Annotated in this window: 12 protein-coding genes; 2 read left to right on the top strand and 10 right to left on the bottom strand. The window is 70.7% G+C overall.

Features of this window, described 5'->3' with window-relative positions; translation table 11 throughout:
* Positions 1-498: 498 nt before the first annotated feature.
* From PKF00_RS36940 to PKF00_RS36925, 4 genes are all read right to left on the bottom strand, one after another.
* Entirely contained in the window at positions 499-1,371 is an 873-nt protein-coding gene (locus PKF00_RS36940) for a M48 family metalloprotease (protein WP_271222376.1), read from the bottom strand.
* A gap of 304 nt (positions 1,372-1,675) precedes the next feature.
* Entirely contained in the window at positions 1,676-4,447 is a 2,772-nt protein-coding gene (acnA, locus tag PKF00_RS36935; protein ID WP_271222375.1) for an aconitate hydratase AcnA, read from the bottom strand.
* Between the two features lie 195 nt (positions 4,448-4,642).
* Positions 4,643-5,371, bottom strand: a complete 729-nt coding sequence (locus PKF00_RS36930) for a metal-dependent hydrolase (protein WP_271222374.1) — start codon at positions 5,369-5,371, stop codon at positions 4,643-4,645.
* Between the two features lie 1,675 nt (positions 5,372-7,046).
* The gene (locus tag PKF00_RS36925; protein WP_271222373.1) at positions 7,047-8,321 is read right to left on the bottom strand and encodes an MFS transporter; all 1,275 of its coding nucleotides are present in this window, start codon (positions 8,319-8,321) and stop codon (positions 7,047-7,049) included.
* A gap of 185 nt (positions 8,322-8,506) precedes the next feature.
* Between PKF00_RS36925 and PKF00_RS36920 the strand changes: the two genes are divergently transcribed.
* Together PKF00_RS36920 and PKF00_RS36915 are read left to right on the top strand one after the other, a co-directional pair.
* Positions 8,507-9,280 (top strand): PadR family transcriptional regulator, encoded by a 774-nt coding sequence (locus PKF00_RS36920; protein ID WP_271222372.1) that lies wholly within the window; start codon positions 8,507-8,509, stop codon positions 9,278-9,280.
* A 7-nt stretch (positions 9,281-9,287) separates the two neighbouring features.
* The gene (locus tag PKF00_RS36915) at positions 9,288-9,989 is read left to right on the top strand and encodes a DUF1707 SHOCT-like domain-containing protein (RefSeq protein ID WP_271222371.1); all 702 of its coding nucleotides are present in this window, start codon (positions 9,288-9,290) and stop codon (positions 9,987-9,989) included.
* 124 nt (positions 9,990-10,113) lie between these two features.
* On the opposite strand, the gene mug is transcribed toward PKF00_RS36915, so the two are convergent.
* The 6 genes from mug to PKF00_RS36885 all read right to left on the bottom strand — a co-directional run bounded on the left by mug (position 10,114) and on the right by PKF00_RS36885 (position 18,615).
* The gene (mug, locus tag PKF00_RS36910) at positions 10,114-10,653 is read right to left on the bottom strand and encodes a G/U mismatch-specific DNA glycosylase (RefSeq protein WP_271222370.1); all 540 of its coding nucleotides are present in this window, start codon (positions 10,651-10,653) and stop codon (positions 10,114-10,116) included.
* Positions 10,654-10,734: 81 nt separating this feature from the next.
* Complete coding sequence (locus PKF00_RS36905; protein ID WP_271222369.1) at positions 10,735-12,144, bottom strand: sugar porter family MFS transporter; 1,410 nt, start codon at positions 12,142-12,144, stop codon at positions 10,735-10,737.
* A gap of 215 nt (positions 12,145-12,359) precedes the next feature.
* Positions 12,360-13,124 carry a transglutaminase domain-containing protein gene (locus PKF00_RS36900; RefSeq protein ID WP_271222368.1) on the bottom strand — a complete coding sequence of 255 codons (765 nt, stop codon included), beginning with the start codon at positions 13,122-13,124 and terminating at the stop codon, positions 12,360-12,362.
* Between the two features lie 63 nt (positions 13,125-13,187).
* Positions 13,188-14,360, bottom strand: coding sequence for a VLRF1 family aeRF1-type release factor (locus tag PKF00_RS36895; protein WP_271222367.1), 1,173 nt, complete (start codon positions 14,358-14,360; stop codon positions 13,188-13,190).
* Between the two features lie 219 nt (positions 14,361-14,579).
* Positions 14,580-17,072 carry a polynucleotide kinase-phosphatase gene (locus PKF00_RS36890; protein ID WP_271222366.1) on the bottom strand — a complete coding sequence of 831 codons (2,493 nt, stop codon included), beginning with the start codon at positions 17,070-17,072 and terminating at the stop codon, positions 14,580-14,582.
* Positions 17,065-18,615 carry a 3' terminal RNA ribose 2'-O-methyltransferase Hen1 gene (locus tag PKF00_RS36885; protein WP_271222365.1) on the bottom strand — a complete coding sequence of 517 codons (1,551 nt, stop codon included), beginning with the start codon at positions 18,613-18,615 and terminating at the stop codon, positions 17,065-17,067. Before PKF00_RS36885 ends, PKF00_RS36890 begins: the two co-directional genes overlap by 8 nt.
* Positions 18,616-18,656: the final 41 nt, after the last annotated feature.

The raw sequence follows: 18,656 nt of genomic DNA, 5'->3' as shown, positions 1-18,656 counted from the left end.
GGAATCTGCAGCAGCCCGGGGACCACGAGCATCAGGAACACCCAGCGAACTGAATTCGGCCACGACACAGCACGGCGCATACGCCGTCACCCTCCGAACCGGTCAGCGCGACGACCGACGTCCCCGCGTCACCCCATCCCGCGGGAGGTCCCGACCAGGGCCAGGCCGACGGTTCAAGGCATGTTCAAGCACAAACGATCGGAATATATACATCGACCATTCGAACACACAAGATCTCCAAGAGAAGAAATCACGCGAAACCAGTCGCCCATCCGACACTTTCGATTCTCACATGCGCGGTCACGGATCGCGATGACGAAGTTTTCGACATGGAGCCGGAAACAAATTCGAAAGACTTTCCTCTCTCCGGGAAACCTGGAAAGGCGAAACGATTCAATGACGATCCCCATCGTGGCCGGAGGACCCCGCTCGGTGATGCCCTTGCCGATGGGGCGACGATCGCCCGTGGTCGGGCCGGAGGGCAATCGGGATACGGGGTTACCGGCGCAGGAGGGCCTCCAGTCTGTTCACGCGTTTGGCCAGCGGGGGGTGGGTGGACAGCCAGGACAGGCGGGCGGGGCGGCGGGCGACGAGGCCGAGGGCGGGGATTCGAGAGACGCGGAGGTCGGTTCTGGGGATGACGTCGGGGTTGTGAACCTTGAGGAGGGCCGAGGCGAGCAGGGCGGGCTGGCCGAGCTGTACGGCGGCGCCGTGGTCGGCGGCGAGCTCACGGTAGCGGCTGAGCGCGCGCAGGGGCAGCTGGGCCAGGGCGCCGAGCAGAGCGGCGAAGGCGCCGACGACCACGACGGCCACCCCGATCAGGCCGGCCTCGAGCAGCTCGCCGGGCGCGTACAGGAAGGTGCGTCCGGTGTTTCGGCCGATCCAGGCCAGGGCGATGGCGAACGAGCTGGCCAGCGTCATCACCGCGACGTCGCGGTGGCGGATGTGCGCGATCTCGTGGGCGAGCACCGCGGTGAGCTCGTCGGGCTCCAGGGTCCGCAGCAGCCCGCTGGTGACGACCACGGTGGTGTGCCTGCGGGAGCGCCCGACCGTGAAGGCGTTCGGGGCGGAGTCGAGGCTGACGGCGACCCGCGGCTTGGGCAGGTCGTTGAGCGCGCAGAGCCGGTCGAGCACCGCGTGCAGCTCGGGCTCCTGGTTCGCGTCGACGAACCTCGCCCCCGCCGCCTGTCTGGCGAGCCACTCGGTGCCGAACCACTGGACGGTGACGGTCAGCACCGCCAGGACGGCGACGACGGGCCAGGGAACGCCGATCAGGAGGACGGCGGCCACCGGGATCGCGTAGACGACGCCGAGCAGCGCCATCGAGACGAACATCCGGACGCGCAGGCCGTGAGGGGTGTGGCTGTGCATGCTTCTCCTTCCAGCCACGTCGACGTAGCTGGAAGGTCTCCCCTGGCCCGCGTGCGCGAATGGGCCCTGCCTGACCGGGCGTCGGCCGTATTGACGACCAGGCAGCGTGAGGGTACTCCCCTTCCCCGTTAGGAGGATTGTCCCGACATTCCGCCCGGGAGACAACGACTTTCCGATTATCCGCCGGGGAATGATCCGCTTCCGCCGACGAAAGACGGGCGGGACCCGTGGGGTCCCGCCCGTTCGCTCGCAGAGCCCGGCTGGGGCTCTGCGAGCGGGTGTCCCGGAGTACGGCCCGCGGGGGTCAGCTCTTGGCGAGCAGGGAGCGCAGGACGTACTGCATGATGCCGCCGTGGCGGTAGTAGTCGGCCTCTCCGGGGGTGTCGATGCGCACGACCGCCTGGAACTCCTTGCCGTCCGCCCTGACCGTGACGGTCTGCGGGACGCCGCCGGCGTTGAGCTCCTCGACACCGGTGATGTCGAAGGTCTCCTGGCCGGTCAGGCCCAGCGAATCGGCCGTCTCGCCCTCGGGGAACTGCAGCGGCAGCACGCCCATGCCGATGAGGTTCGAGCGGTGGATGCGCTCGTAGGACTCGGCGATCACGGCGCGGACGCCGAGCAGCGCGGTGCCCTTGGCCGCCCAGTCCCGGGAGGAGCCGGAACCGTACTCCTTGCCGGCCAGGACGACGAGCGGGATGCCCGCGGCCTGGTAGTTGGCGGAGGCGTTGTAGATGAAGGACTGCGGGCCGCCGTCGAGGGTGAAGTCGCGGGTGTAGCCGCCCTCGACACCGTTGAGCAGCAGGTTCTTCAGCCGGATGTTGGCGAAGGTGCCGCGGATCATCACCTCGTGGTTGCCGCGGCGGGAGCCGTAGGAGTTGAAGTCCTTGACCTCGACGCCGTGCTCCTTGAGGTAGTCGGCGGCGGGGGTGCCGACCTTGATGGCGCCGGCCGGGGAGATGTGGTCGGTGGTGACCGAGTCGCCCAGCTTGGCCAGGACCCGCGCGCCCGCGATGTCGGTGACGGGGTTCGGCTTCGAGGGCATGCCGTCGAAGTAGGGGGCCTTGCGGACGTAGGTCGAGGCGGGGTCCCACTCGAAGGTGTCGCCGGTCGGGATCGGCAGCGACTGCCAGGTCTCGTCGCCCTTGAACACGTCGGCGTAGTCGCGCAGGAACATGTCCTGGTCGATGGACGACGCGACGACGGCGGAGACCTCCTCGGGCGAGGGCCAGATGTCGGCGAGGAAGACCGGCTCGCCGTCGGTCCCGGTGCCCAGCGGCTCGTTGTTCAGGTCGAGGTCCATGGTGCCCGCGAGGGCGTAGGCGACGACCAGCGGCGGCGAGGCCAGGTAGTTCATCTTGACGTCGGGGTTGATCCGGCCCTCGAAGTTGCGGTTGCCGGACAGCACCGCGGTGACGGCGAGGTCGTTGGCCTGGATGGCGGCGGAGATCTCCTCCTGCAGCGGGCCCGAGTTGCCGATGCAGGTGGTGCAGCCGTAGCCGACCAGGTTGAAGCCGATCTTGTCGAGGTACGGCTGGAGGCCGGAGCGCTCGAAGTAGCCGGTCACGACCTGCGAGCCGGGAGCGAGGGAGGTCTTCACCCACGGCTTGCGGGTCAGGCCCTTCTCCACCGCGTTCCTGGCCAGCAGGGCGGCGCCCATCATGACGTAGGGGTTGGAGGTGTTGGTGCAGCTGGTGATGGCCGCGATCGTCACCACGCCGTGGTCGATCTCGAAGCTCGTCCCGTCGGCCAGCGTGACCTGGACCGGCCTGCGGGGACGGTCGCCGTTGACGCCGGGGGCGTGCGGCTTGTCGCCGTTGCCGTCGTGGGAGATCGCCGGGGAGTCGGAGGCGGGGAACGACTCGGCGGACGCCTCGTCGGCCGGGCCCTGGATGCTGGGGGCGTAGTCCTTGACGGCCGCGCGCCAGGCGCTCTTGGCCTCCGACAGCGCGATGCGGTCCTGCGGGCGCTTGGGGCCGGCGATCGACGGGACGACCGTGGCCAGGTCCAGCTCGATGTACTCGGAGAAGACCGGCTCCTCGGCCGACGGGTCCAGCCAGAGGCCCTGGGCCTTGGCGTAGGCCTCGACCAGCGCGACCTGCTCCTCGGAACGCCCGGTGAGCCGCAGGTAGCTGACCGTCTCGCCGTCGATCGGGAAGATGGCGCAGGTCGAGCCGAACTCGGGGCTCATGTTGCCGATCGTGGCCCGGTTGGCCAGCGGCACGCTGGAGACGCCCTCGCCGTAGAACTCGACGAACTTGCCGACAACGCCGTGCTTGCGCAGCATCTCGGTGATCGTGAGCACGAGGTCGGTGGCGGTCGCGCCCGCGGGCAGCTTGCCGGTCAGCTTGAAGCCGACCACGCGCGGGATCAGCATGGAGATCGGCTGGCCGAGCATCGCGGCCTCGGCCTCGATGCCGCCGACGCCCCAGCCCAGGACGCCGATGCCGTTCTCCATGGTGGTGTGGGAGTCGGTGCCGACGCAGGTGTCCGGGTAGGCCTTGCCGTCGCGGATCATGACGACGCGGGCGAGGTGCTCGATGTTCACCTGGTGCACGATGCCGGTGCCCGGCGGGACGACCTTGAACTCGTCGAACGCCGTCTGGCCCCAGCGCAGGAACTGGTAGCGCTCGCGGTTGCGCTCGTACTCCCTGTCGACGTTGCGCTGGAAGGAGTCCTGGCCGCCGAAGAAGTCGACGATCACCGAGTGGTCGATGACCATCTCGGCGGGCGCGAGCGGGTTGATCCTGGCGGGGTCGCCGCCGAGGTCGCGTACGGCCTCACGCATGGTGGCCAGGTCCACGACACAGGGCACACCGGTGAAGTCCTGCATGATGACGCGGGCCGGGGTGAACTGGATCTCCACGCTGGGCGCGGCGGAGGGGTCCCACTGGCCGACGGCGCGGATGTGGTCGGCCGTGATGTTCGCGCCGTCCTCGGTGCGGAGCAGGTTCTCCAAGAGGATCTTCAGGCTGTACGGGAGGCGTCCCGACCCCTCGACGGCGTCCAGCCGGTAGATCTCGTATGCCGCGTCACCGACGCGGAGCGTGTCACGGCTGCCGAAGCTGTTCGCGGACACGGTTCGCCTCCCTTATTCACCCTGTGATGTCTGACGCACCCACACATAAAGGGCGCAACTGAATCCTGCCGCACCGCCGGAGTGCCCCAGTCGGTTAGGTAGGCCTAACCAGCGGGTCCCCACAGGTTGCAGCGGTTGTCTCGATATCAAGATATCGCGGGATATATCTCGACATCAAGTTACTTGTTGGTACGCTCAGGCTTGGACGAGCCGGAAGTACAGCAGGCCGAGGACGACGACGGAGAGCGCCGGGGCGAGGAACTTCTGCTCGAACGCGCGCCCCGTCTTGATGCCGATCTTCCACGGCAGCAGCCAGCGCTGCCTCATCGGCCAGAGCACCGGGCAGCCCTGTTCCGTGCAGCAGTCTCCCACCACGTGCACCAGGCAGCCGACCGCGACGGCCACCCCCAGCCAGGCATAGCCCACGTTGTCACTGCGGAAGACGACGAACAGCCCGAACGTCAGGCCGATGTTGACCATCGCCGAGGCGAACTTCTTGCCCGGCACGCCGATGCCGATGGCCCGCAGCGCCAGGCCGATGAGCAGCACGACCAGGATGTCCCTGCCGATGGGATAGGTGTTGGCCAGGTAGTGGGCCCCGAACCCGGCGGCCACCGCGAACAGCAGCGAGTGGGTGGCGTGGCGGTGGCCTCCGCTCAGCCACGCGACGGCCTTGCTCAGCCCCCAGGTGATCGGGCCGAAGGTCTGGGCGATCGTCGCGCTCGGATGGTCCAGGTCCGGCAGCATCGCCGCACCGGCGCAGATCAGCGTTCCGGCGACGAACTCGGCCGGGGTCAGGGCGTGCACCATGACACCGGTCTCTATGAACCTCGAGGACTCCGTGAGCAGCGGCAGGGCGGCCAGCGACGGCGCCACCCCCAGCCAGGCCACCGCTCCCGTCAGCGCGTGCGTATGCCCCATCATCGGCCAAACACTCCCATCAAGATCGTTGGTCGACTGTACGGCAAAGCCCACCCCAAGCGGATGATCGTGTCATTCTCCATCATCGGCGTGTCGGCCGTAAGGAACGTCGAGGTGAAACGTACGCAACCCCCGGGGCGGAGCGGAGAGATTTCGGCACACCGCGTCGGAACACCACGCCGGGGCATCGCCTCGGAGCACCTCCTCCAGTGCTGTGCCCGGGTATCCCTCCACCGCGTTCGCGGTGTTTCCAGGCACCGGTACGGCGAGTGCCGACACGGACATGTCCGGTGCCTTCGAACGGCGCGCGACCCGGTGAACGTTCCCGGGCACAACACTGGGCACCGCCTCGGGCGGGCACGCCGCGGACAGGCGTGGGCCATGCGGGTGATGGGCAGACGTGGGTCACGCGGGCGACCGGGCATGGGATGCGCCGCGCGCCGGGATGTGTGAGTCCGTGACGGATCGGCGGGTCCGGAGCCGTCTCGGGAACACCGGGGGACGCTCCCGAGTCGTTCCAGGACGGCCGTGGGGCGTTGACGCCTCCCGGGATCCGGGGGCCTCACCCGGGACCGCCGCCCCCTACTCCCTCCACCGCGGGCGGGACCGGACGTCGTCCCGCGCCCGCGGAGGTCGTCCGGCGTCCCAGTCGCCGGACGGCCCGAACGTCCATCTCCGAGGCTCCCGGGAATCCCTGTTCCCGTACCGTCCGTACCCCCGGCCGCGAGGCCGCCCGGCCTCCCGGTCGTCGTACCGGCCGTATCCCCGGTCGTCGTACCGGCCGTATCCCCGGTCGTCGTACCGGCCGTACTCCCGGCCACGAGACCGTCCGGTCCCCCGGTCGTCGTACCGTCCGTACTCCCGCCCTCGGGACCGCGGGGAGCCCCGGTCGTCAGGGCGTCCGTACCCCCGGCCACGAGGCCGTGCGGCGCCTCGGTCGTCGGACCGCCCGAACGTCCATCTCCGGGACCGGCCTGGGCTTCGCTCCTCGGACGGCAGGAACGTCCACCTTCGAGACGGCCGGGCGCTCCGGCCGTCCGGCTGCTCGAACGCCCTGCCCCGGGGGCGTCCGCCGTCGCGCCTCCCGGAGGACCTCGGACCGGGCCTCTCGGGCCGCCTGACCCCCCAGCCCCTGTCGTGCCGGGCGTCCGGGTCGGGCCAGGTGATCCTCCAGGTGCCGGAACGCCTCGTCCCCTGGGCGCCGTCCCGCCCGAACGTCAGGACCCTGTCGCGAGCGCCCGCCCGGCCAGGCCGCCTGCCCTGCCGGTTCGCGGCCCGCTTTCCCTCCGGTGTCCCCCACCGTTTGGCCACCGAGCTCACGGGCCGGTCGCCCGTCGACTTCGAGTGCTGGACGGCGCCGACCGCGGCTGTTCCCAGGAGCGCGGCCACCAGGCCGGCTCGCATGATGCTCATTCGAATCCACCCCCGTTGTTTGATCTTTCGGGGGCAGATCTCTACGAATGGTTCTCTACCCGGATCAGCCAGACGACTAACGGCCGGATGCGCGCGGTGACCGCCACCGCACGCTTCGACGAAAAAGGGCGATCCGCCGGAAAATCTCCGGCGGATCGCCCTCTCACTTCAGGAACGACAGACGGGACCGTTCCGTACCGAAAGCACCCCCCAGCCCTTCCGACACGGAACGAATCCCGTCTACGTCCTTTGTAACGTGCAGGTCTCAGGAGTTGTTCCGGATTCGGCCGAGAATTACGTGATCTACCTCACTTTTTCGCTGCGCGGCGGCGATCTCGCTCTCGGTGACGGTCAGCAGGAAGGGCACGACCGGCACGACCGCCAGCGCGGCGAAGATCGCGAAAGCCCATCTCAACCCTGTGACCTCGGCAAACACTCCCGCCAGGCCCGCGCCGAGAGGAAGGGTGCCCCAGCTCAGCAGGCGCGAGGCCGCGCCGTACCTTCCCAGTAACCGGTCGGGGACGATCAGTTGCGCCAGAGTGCGACTGTTGACCGTCCAGAGCGTGCCGCCCATGCCGCCCGCGAACGCCGCGACGCCGACCGCCCAGGCGTCGGGGAACACGGCGGGGACGATCATCATGAGGACCGTGCCGACGAGGTCGGCGAAGAGCACCCACCGCACGCCCAGCAACCGGTTGGCCGCGGCGGTGAGCACCGCGCCGGCCAGGCCGCCCACGCCGATCGAGCCGAGCAGCAGGCCGTACCCCGCCGGGTCGAGGTGAAGAACCCGGACGGCGTAGGAGGGAAGCAGCGCCAGCCAGGCGCTCCAGCAGACCACCAGCACCGCGATCGTCAGCGACATGGTGCGCAGCAGGCGGTGCCGCCACAGGAAGGCCAGCCCCTCGGCCATCTCCGCCCGCGTCCTGCGCGGCGCCCGCTCCTGCGGACTCCCGGATTCCCGGGGGGCCGCGCGGAAGCGGCCCACGAGCAGGGCGAGCAGCACCGCCCCCAGCGCGAAGGCCCCTGCCGACGCCCCCAGGGCGAGAGCGGCGCCGACGCCGACCAGCAGGCCTCCGACCGCCGGACCGGCGAACTCGTTGGCGACGGTCTCCGCCCCCGCGATCCAGGCGTTGGCCCGGCTGAGTCGCTCCCTCGGCACGGCGGCGGGGACCAGCGCGCCGATCGCGGAGTTCGCCACCACCTCGGCCAGGCCGATGAGGACGCCCGCCAGGTAGAGCGACGGCAGCGAGAGGGCGTCCGTGGCGACGGCGGCGAGCAGGGCCAGCGCGACCGCGAGCCTGACCAGGTTGGCCAGGGCCGCCAGGCGTCTGCGGTCGCCCCGGTCGACCAGCACGCCCGCGTGGAGCGAGGCCAGCAGCCAGGGCAGGGTCAGGGTCAGCCCCACCCCGGCGACCAGGCCGGGTGAGTCGGTCAGCTCGACGGCGAGGAGGGGCAACGCGATCTTGGCCACCCCGTCGGCGAGGTTGGTCGCCACCGTGAACCCGATGAGCGCCGTCTCGTTCCGCCGCGTCGCTCGCACCGCCCGTCCTGGATGAGCGTCCGCCATGTAACCCCCTAAAGCCTTTAGAAGGTTACACAATAGCCGGTTCGCACCAGAGCGGGGGAAGCGCGTAGATAGCGAGGGTTGTCTTAAGAATGTTCTCGATATATCTTTGAGCCATCGAGACCGATCAGAAGACGGTCGCGACAGAAGGGGGTAACCACATGTCTTCGGCGAACGCGATGGGGGGCGGCTGGGCCGCCGCGGGCTCGCACGACCTCCGGCGCGAGATGAGGCGCGCCGCCAGAGAGGCCTTCAAGAACATGGCCGCCGGCTGGCACCACGGCCCACCGGGGCCGCACGGGCCGCATGACCGCGACGCGCGCGACTTCGGTCCCCGCGAGCACCGGCACAGGGAGCGCGGCGGACGCCGCGGCGGGCCGTTCCCCGGCGGCCCCTTCCCCTGGGACTTCGGCAGGGGCGGCCCGTTCGGGCGAGGTGGCCCGTTCGGCGGGGGCGGCCCGTTCGGGCGCGGGCGCAAGGCGAAGCGGGGCGACGTCCGCGCCGCGATCCTCGCCCTGCTCTCCGAGGAGCCGCGGAACGGCTACCAGATCATCCAGGAGATCGCCCAGCGCAGTCAGGGCGGATGGAAGCCCAGCCCCGGCGCGGTCTACCCGGCGCTGCAGCAGCTCACCGACGAGGGGCTGGTGCTGGCCGAGGAGAGCGACGGGCGCAAGTCCTTCCGGCTCACCGAGGCGGGCCAGGCCTACGTCTCCGAGCACCCCGACGAGGTCCGCGCCCCGTGGGAGGAGATGACTCCCGACATCGGCGAGAGCACCTGGGAGCTGATGGATCTGGCTCGCCAGTCAGCGTCCGCCTTGCTCCAGGTCATGCAGACCGGCAGTGAGGCACAGATCCGCCAGGCGAGGCAGATCATGATCGAGACGCGTCGCAAGCTCTACCAGATCCTGGCAGACGGCGACCCCGACGAGGAGTGATCCCACAATGACGTTTCCCGACGATCTCCGCATCGGAGACGCCGAGCGTGACGCCGCCATGGACGCCCTGCGCGAGCACTACGCGCAGGGCAGGCTGACCCACGAAGAGCTCGACGAGCGTCTCGAACTGGTCCTGTCCGCGCGCACCGGCCGCGACCTGGCCGCGGTGGGCGCCGATCTCCCCGACCCGTACGGCACCGGGCTCAACGGCCACGGCGGCCTCCCCGGCGGCGGGGAGGAGTACGGGGAGCAGTGGGACCATGCCTGGAGCCGCCACCACCGGCACAGGGAAGAGCTCGAGGAGCGCAGGCGCCGCAGGCGGCACGGGCAGTGGGCGCCCCATCCCGCCTCCTGGCACGACCCGGCGGCATGGCACCACTCCGCTCCGTGGGGCAAGTGGGACAACCCCGCGGTGCAGCAGCTCGTGGCCCGCAAGCACGCCGAGGCGACGCAGCGGGCCATGGCGCGGCACCAGCGGCGGATGAGCCGCCGGATGGGCCACAGGGGCGGCCCCTCGGGCTTCCCGCTGGTGGTCGCGCTGATCGCCGTGGTGGCGATCGCCGGGTTCTGGACGTTCAAGTTCCTGCTTCTGCCCCTGCTGGTGCTCGCCGTGGCGGGCATGTTCCACCGCAGGCGCAGGCACCACCGGATGTACGCCATGCACGCCCACGCCCACGGCCGGCGGATCAACCACCCGGGCGCTTTCTAGAGCGCCCCGGGAGCCTTCCGAACGGCCTGCGGGTCCTCGGCGAGGCGCCTCAAGGAGCGGGACACGGCGACCGCGTGACGCCGCCGGACGCGGGGAGATCACGCGGCCGCCGCGCGGGAGCCGATCAGGTGAGCGACTCCCGTAGACGTCGCATCTCCGCCGCCATGCGGTCCAGCGTCCAGTGGGCGTTCAGCCCGCTGGGGTTGGGCAGCACCCAGACGGCGGTGTCCCCGATCCCCGTCTCCTGCGGTCCGACGGCCGCCTTCGGCCTGCCGAACGCCGTCCGGTAGGCGGTCACCCCGGCCACCGCGAGCACCTTTGGCCTGACCTTCTCGACCAGCTCCGCCAGCCGTACGCCGCCCTCGCGGAACTCCTCGGGGGACAGCTCGGCCGCCTGGGCGGTGGCGCGCGCGACCACGTTGGTGATGCCCAGCCCGTAGGAGGGCAACTCCCACTGCTCCGCGGGGGCGAGCAGCCGGGGGGTGAAGCCCGAACGGTACAGCGCGGGCCAGAAGCGGTTGCCCGGCCTGGCGAAGTGGTGTCCGGTGGCGGCCGAGTACAGACCCGGGTTGATGCCGCAGAACAGCACGTCCAGCGACGGTCCGAGCACGTCGTCGAGAGTCAGGCCGGCCGCGGCCTCGAGCTCGGCCCTCGTCGGCGGCACGGTCCGCGCCGCGGTCCTCTCCCGCGCTGCCGGACGACGGTCTCTCGGGGGCTCTGGGTTCGCCGGGGGCATGGAGGGAACCTAGCCCATCTCCTCCAGTTTGCGCCCCTTGGTCTCTCGCACCTTGAACCACACGAAGACGAAGGACAGCACCGCGAAGAAGGCGTATCCGACGTAGGCGCCCGCCAAGCTCCAGGCGGACAGGGACGGGAACGAGACCGTGATCAGCCAGTTGGCCACCCACTGGGCGGAGGCGGCCACGGACAGCGCGGCGGCCCTGATCCGGTTGGGGAACATCTCGCCGAGCAGCACCCAGACCACGACGCCCCACGACAGCGCGAAGAACAGCACGAAGACGTGCGCGGCGATCAGGGCGACGGTGCCCTGCATCGACGGCAGCCTGACGCCCTCGCCGGTGGGAATGCCCGCGCTGAACGCCCAGGCGGCCACCGCCAGTGAGATCGCCATGCCCGCGGAGCCGATCAGCAGCAGCGGCTTGCGGCCGATCCGGTCGACCAGCGCGATGGCGATGAACGTGCCGACGATGTTGATGATCGAGGTGGAGAAGCTGATCAGCAGCGAGTCGCTCTGGTTGATGCCGACCGACTGCCACAGCGACGCCGAGTAGTAGAAAATGACGTTGATCCCGACGAACTGTTGAAACACCGACAGCAGGATGCCGATCCAGACGATCGGCAGCAGCCCGAGTGAGGGGCCGCGCAGGTCGCGCAGTCTGGGCCGGTGCTCGAGACGCAGCGAGTTCTGGATCTCCGTCATCCGCTCGTCCAGGTCGACCTTGTCGCCCTCGACCTCTCTGAGCACCCTGCGCGCCATCTCCGTCTTGCCGACCGCGACGAGGAACCTCGGCGACTCGGGGATGATCGTCGAGAAGAGCAGGTAGAGCAGGGCCGGCACGAGGCAGGCGCCGAGCATCCACTGCCACGCCTCCAGGCTGAGCAGCTTGTTGTTGACGTCACCCCCGGCCACCTGCGCGATCGCGAAGTTGACCAGCTGGGAGACCGCGATGCCCAGCACGATCGCGAGCTGCTGGAAGGACCCGAGACGTCCCCGGTAGGCGGGCGGCGCCACCTCCGCGATGTACGCGGGGCCGATCACCGAGGCCATGCCGATGCCGACGCCGGCCAACACCCGCCAGAAGGCCAGGTCCCAGATCGCGAACGGCAGCGCCTGGCCGATGGAGCTGACCGCGAACAGCAGCGCGGCCACCTGCATGGTCCTGGTGCGCCCCCAGTGGTCGGCGATGCCACCCGCTATCCACGCGCCGATCGCCGAGCCGAGCAGCGCGATCGCGACGACGAACCCGATCTGGACCGGGCCGACGTGGAAATGTTTCTGGATGCCGGTGACCGCGCCGTTGATGACGGCGCTGTCGTAGCCGAAGAGGAACCCGCCGATCGCGGCCGCGGCGGTGATGAAGACGACGTGCCCCAGGTTCTCTTTGGAGGTGCCCGAAGGGGTGGTACCGACCATGACAGTCCTTTCCCCGAAACACATGGGTGTAACTGGGCCGCCTCCCGAGATCGCCCCGTTCTCGATCACAACACCGGAGTCTGCCCTGAGCTGCGGAAACTCAGTCCAAGCCCTATCTGGAGTGTCTCACGGTGCCTGATCGTGATCTCATCGCGGCTCGCTGTCCGCCGACGGCGTCCCTCGCCTCGGGGCCGTCGCGCGGCACGGCCCGCCCGTCACCGGGGGAGGTCGGCGCCCGCGCTCCAGCGGCCGAGGAGGGGTTCTGCCAGGGTCCTCGCGGCCCAGCACAGCGTCTGGCCGTGTTCGGCGAAGAGCGCGTCCCTGGAGCGGTGACGCCCCAGGTCGGTCAGGACCCTCGCCGACAGGTCGCACACCGAGCACGCCCCCGGCGGGCTGGTGACCCCGTCCCAGTCGACGGCGGTCCGTGACAGCGCCTCGAACAGAGTCTCCCCGCCGTCGTTGGCGAATCCGCCGCCCGGCGCGCGGCTCAGGTCGTCCAGGCCGCCGAACAGCTCCGACGCCTGGAGCCAGCCGTCCGCCAGCCGGAACTCCGGCCAGGCGAGCACGACCCGGTCCGGCACGAGGAGACGGAGACGAGGGAAGCGTGGGTACCACATGGCGCCGTCGACCAGCAGGCCACGCACCCGGGTGGGCACCCCGGACGCCCTGGCGACCGCCTCCAGGACCGCCAGGCGCTGGCTGCACGACCCGCGCCCCCGCCGCAGGGTCTCCGACACCGGCCTCAGGTCCTTGACCGAGTACACGGGCCGAACCGTCCGCGCGATGACTCCGTGGGCGATCCTCAGCAGGTCGAGCGGCCCCTCGGGGTTCCGGGAGGTCACCCGTCCGACCAGTGCGCTCACGCGCGGATGCCCCCAGTCGAGAATGCGGGTGGGCGCGGTCTCCCCCAGGACCGGAACGGCTCCCGCCCGGGTGCGAGGACGCGTGCGCCCGCACGGCGTCAACAGTGAACTGGTCACGCTCACCATTGTGGCTCGCGTCCCCGCGTCCCGCGCGGACGGGGCGGATCCGGGGCGCGGTGTTCACCAGCGCAGGATCGCGGCGACCCCGTCGAACTCGGCGAGGTTCTCCGCCGCCTCACCGTCCAGGACGATCACCTCGGCGTCGATGTCGAGGGCGCGCTCGATCATGCGCTCCCCCATGGTGGAGTCCCGCACGAGCGTGTCCTGCGACTCCCCCTCCGGGGTCGCGTCCTGCGGGTAGAGCCGCCCGTCCTCCGTACGGCCGCCGCTCCACTCGCGGGACTCGTCCAGCAGCAGCTGCGCCACCCGGCTGTCGTTCAGCGCGCCGAGCGTGGCCTCAAGCCCCAGGGCGCCCTGCCCGCCGGACAGCGCGGCGTCCTTGGCCCGGTTCACCAGATCGACGCCGTGGCGGGTGCGGGCGGCCAGCAGCTGGGGCTCCACGTACTCGGCGAGCTTCGCCGGGGTCAGTGAGTCGACCACCGCGTCGACCTGGATGACGTCGCCGCCGACCGCGGAGGCCAGGATCTCGGTGAGCTGGACGTCGCCGAGCAGCACGATCGTCTGCCAGCCCCGGCGCCGGGCCTCCTCGGCCGTCGCGGGGCCCGCGGCGCGCAGCTGCCGGGTGAGGTTCTCCTCGACGCGCCGCTCGAACTTGTCGCGGTGCGTCGCGGCCGACCTGGCGATCTCCGCGGTCGCGGGACCGCGCATCTGCTTCCACTCCTCGACGGGGATCTCGAAGCCCGTCCTGCCGATGTCCTCGGCCAGGCCGTACCGGTAGTCGATCATGCGCAGGCCGTCCCTGGAGAGCACGACGAGACCCGCGGGCGGCGCGGTCTCGACCGTGTTGACCAGCGGGCGCACGTAGGCCGTCGACTCCATCACGGTCTGGTCGGTCACCGGCAGCTGGAAGGAGAAGGACCGCACGGCGCCGTCGCCGACCGGCGCGAACATGACCCGGCCCAGGCCGGACTCCGACGGGTCGAGCAGCTGCCGGAAGTCCGGCTCCAGTTCCTCGAGCCGTTTGAGCACGGCCATCCGGCGCGTCCGGTCGGGGTCGGCCGTCACCCGTTCCCGCAGGCTGGACAGCTCGTTGCCGAAGCGGATCCGCCACGCGGGCCGAACCGACGACTCCTCCTGCGGGGAGGCGGTCACATAGAACGACAGCACGCCCAGCTCGTCGCTCATGGCGACGACCTCCCGCAGAGCGGCACGATCGAATCGCTCGAATTCCACGGTGTCCCCCCTGGTGGTCGGGTTCTCAACCACACTAGGAAGCAAGACAAAGGGGATCATCGTCGCAGTCGGTAATATGTCCTACCTCTGCACGTGTCTTTACCCGGACGCCGCCTCCGCTGACCGCCCCAGGGCATGAGGTGGCCCGCCGGGCGGGCTGTGAACCGCGAACCGCCTGGCTCCGGCCGGGAATCCCGCTCCTTTCGGGCCGGGAGGACGTCAAAGGCGCGGATCGACCGGCTCGGACTCCAGCGCCAGGATCGCGAAGACGGGCTCGTGCACCCGCCACAGCGGCTCCCCCTCGGCCAGCCTCGACAGCGCCTCCAGGCCCAGGGCGTGCTCGCGCAGGGCGAGCGAGCGCTTGCGGCCGAGGAAGCGACGGCGCAGGACGTCCAGGCTCTCGGTGTAGTCGGGGCCGTAGATGATCCGCAGGTACTCCCGCCCGCGCACCTTGATCCCCGGCTGCGCGCGGGCGCCCTCGGGGGGCAGGGGCTTGACGACCATGCCCTCCCCGCCTTCGGCGGTCAGCGCCTCCCACCAGCCGGTCGCCGCGTCCATGGACTCCTGCGAGGCCAGGTCGACGAACACGTGCCGGGTGGGCGCGACGAGCGGGTCGTCGAGCGCGGACAACCGCTCCAGATGCCAGGAGTGCGGCTCCAGCGCCGCGGTCGCCCTGCCCTCGCAGGCGAGGATCTGGAACGGCGCCAGCCGTACCCCGTCAAGCCCGGAGACCGGCCAGCAGTAACGCGCATAGGCGTCCCTGAACCGGGAAGCGTTGACGAGGCGGCGACGGGTGCGGTCCAGCAGATCGCCCACATCCAACCCGCGCCCGGCCGCCGCCTCCAGCACGGCGACCGCCTCCGGCAGCGCCACGCGGGCGGCGGCCCCCACCGACGCGTACTGGTTGCGGATCAGCCCCTCCGCCTTGGCCGACCAGGGCAGCAGCTCGCAGTCGAGCGCGAGCCAGTCCGACCCCAGCTCGTCCATGAGCGACTCGCACACCCGTCTCAGCCGGTCGACCAGCTCGGTGGTGTCGTCGAAGAAGGACCTGCCGGTGCGGGTGTACACCGCCCCCGCCGTGCCGTCGGTGACGCCGAACCGCGCCGCCGCGGCCTGGGGGCTCCTGGCGAGCACGGCCACCGCCCGCGACCCCATGTGTTTCTCCTCGCACACGACCCGGGTGACCCCGGCCGCCGCGAACTCGGCGAACGCCTCGGCCGGGTGCTCCAGGTAACCGTCGAGCCGGGAGGTCTCGGGCGGCGCCATCGTCGGCGGCAGGTAGACCAGCCAGCGCGGGTCGACCGCGAACCGGCTCATGATCTCCAGTGCCGCGGCGGAGTTCTCCTCCCTGACCTTGACGTGGCCGCCGCCGTGACGCACCTCGATGTGCCTGGTGCCCTGGACGTCCTCGATGGACAGCACCTCGGGCTCACGGTGACCGGGAGAGCCGAACGGCCTGACCGACTCGTACCAGACCCGCTCCGCGGGAACCGAGACGATCTCCCTCTCCGGGTAGCGCAGCGCGGTCAGCCTCCCGCCGAACACGGCTCCGGTGTCGAGGCAGATCGTGTTGTTGACCCACTCGGTCTCGGGAACCGGGGTGTGACCGTAGACGACCATGGCCCGGCCCCGGTACTCCCTCGCCCAGGGGTAGCGCACCGGCAGGCCGTACTCGTCGGTCTCGCCGGTGGTCTCGCCGTACAGCGCGAAGGAGCGCACCCGCCCCGAGGCGCGACCGTGGTAGGCCTCCTTGAGCCCCGCGTGCGCGACGACGAGCTTGCCGCCGTCGAGCCGGTAGTGGCTGATCAGGCCGTCCATGAAGGTCAGCGCGGCCGCGCGGAACTCCTCGGGCTCGGCGGCGAGCTGGTCCAGCGACTCCTGCAGCCCGTGGGCCACCCGCACCTTGCGCCCGTTGAGGGCGTGGACCAGCTTCTGCTCGTGGTTGCCGGAGACGCACAGGGCGGTCCCCGCCCCGACCATGCCCATGACCAGCCGGAGCACGCCCGGCGAGTCGGGACCCCGGTCCACGAGGTCGCCGACGAACACCGCCGTCCTGCCCTCCGGGTGGGTCGCGCCCGTGCCGTCGGGGTCGATCCGCCAGCCCAGGGTGCGCAGCAGCGTCTCCAGCTCGACTCGGCATCCGTGCACGTCGCCGATGATGTCGAACGGCCCCGCGAGCTCGCGCCTGTCGCTCCAGGCCTTCTCCGTGACGAGCGTCGCGGTCTCGATCTCCTCGACGCCGCGCAGCACGTGGACCCGGCGGAAGCCGTCCCTGGAGATCTTCCCCATGGACCGCCGCAGTTCCTTGCTCTGGCGCCTGACCACGTGCGGCCCGAAGGCCCTGTCGGGCCTGGCGGCGTTGCGCTCGATCGCCACCTCCTCGGGGACGTCCAGCACGACCGCGTCGACCAGCACGTCGTGGGCCTTGGCGACGTCGATCAGCTTCTTGCGCGCGTCCCACTGGACGTTGGTCGCGTCGACCACCGTCAGCAGACCGCGCCGCAGGCGGGTGGCGACGATGTAGTTGAGCACGTCGAAAGCGTCGGGCGTGGCGGCCTGGTCGTTCTCGTCGTCGGCGACCAGGCCCCGGCAGAAGTCGGAGGAGACCACCTGCGTCGGCGTGAAGAGCCTGCGGGCGAAGGTCGACTTGCCGCTTCCCGAGACTCCGACGAGCACGACCAGCGACATCTCCGGCACAGAGATCTCAGTCATCTCCGGCTCCCCCTCCCACTGCGAAGACGGCCATCTGGGTCGGCGGGCCCACCTCGGGGTCGTCGTCGCCCACCGGGTGGAACGTGACGCGGTAGCCGTGCTCGCCGCAGACTCCCGCCGCCCACGCCCTGAACTCGGCCCTGGTCCACTCGAAACGGTGGTCCTGGTGGCGCATGCCGTCCAGGAACTCGTACCGCACGTTGTACTCGGCGTTGGGCGTCGTCACGATCACGTTCCCCGGCCTGGCGACGCCGAAGACGACCCGTTCGAGCGCGCCGAGCCTGGGCGGGTCGACGTGCTCGACGACCTCCATGAGCACGGCGGCGTCGTAGCCCGCGAACCGCTTGTCGGTGTAGGTCAGCGCGCCCTGGAACAGCTCGAGCCGCTCCCGCTGCCGCTCGGGCATCCGGTCGAGCTTCAGCCTCCTGGCCGCGAGCGCCAGCGCCTGCGCCGAGACGTCCACTCCGGTCACCCTCGTGAACTCCGGCCTGCGCAGCAGTTCCCCCAGCAGCTGCCCCGACCCGCACCCCAGGTCGATGACCTCGCGCGCGCCGAGCTCGGCCAGCACGCCGAGCACCGCCTCGCGCCGCAGCGTGTTCAGCGGCCGCGCGGACGCGACGGCGGGGGCGCCCTCCGCGACTCCCACGCTCCCGGCGCCCTCTGTGCCCTCTGTGCTCCCCGTGTTCCCCTCGGTGTTTCCCTCGGTGTTCTCCGCCGTGCTCCCCGTGCCCTCCGCGTTCTCCGCGCCTGAGCCGGTCGCCGGCGGCTCCTCCTCGACGGGAGGCTCGAGGTCCTCCTCAACGTCGTCACCGATCTCTGCCAGACGGGCGAAGGCCGTGCGGGTCAGCGCCCAGCGCCTGCCCAGGTAACGGCGGGTGATCAGACTCCTGTCCGGATGCGCCGCCAGCCAGGACTCCCCCGCCCTGATCAGCTTGTCCACCTCGTCGGAGGCGACCCAGTAGTGCTTGGAGTCGTCGAGCACGGGAAGCAGCACGTACAGCTGGTTGATCGCGTCGGCCAGGCGCACCTCGCCGCGCAGCGAGAGGCGGACGTAGCGGGAGTCGCCCCACTCGGCGAACCCCTCGTCCAGCGGTACGGCCCGCGCCTCGACCTCCCAGCCGAGTGGTTCGAACAGCCGGCGGGCCAGCTCGGGGCCGCCCCTGCACGGCAGCGCGGGCAGGGAGATCTCCAGCGGGATCGGGCCTGCGGCCAGTTCCGGACGGCTGTGGCAGCGTCCGGCGCGCGCCGTGCGGAACACGTCCGCCATCGCGACCGCCAGGAGCGAGGAGGCGGCGTAGGGCCGGTCGTTGACGTACTGGCCGAGCGCGTAGTCGGGCGTCGACCTGCCGCGCGAGCGCACCAGCCGGACCGGGTCGACCTCGAGCATCAGCGCCGCCGTGCAGCGCTCCGGTCCGGCCTCCGGGTAGAAGACCCGGGCCACGCCGTACGACTGCTCGAACTCCTGGACTCGGTCCGGGTGTTTGTGCAGCAGGAACCCGAGGTCCGTCGCGGGCCGCAGGGTCGTGGAGATCGTGAGCAACACCCGGCACAGTCTGCCTGACGCCTGATCCACTCTGCCATGGG

The organism is Streptosporangium carneum (genome assembly GCF_027922005.1).
In the GTDB taxonomy this organism is placed as follows: Bacteria; Actinomycetota; Actinomycetes; order Streptosporangiales; family Streptosporangiaceae; genus Streptosporangium; species Streptosporangium carneum.
This window is presented reverse-complemented; position numbering and strand designations above follow the sequence as displayed.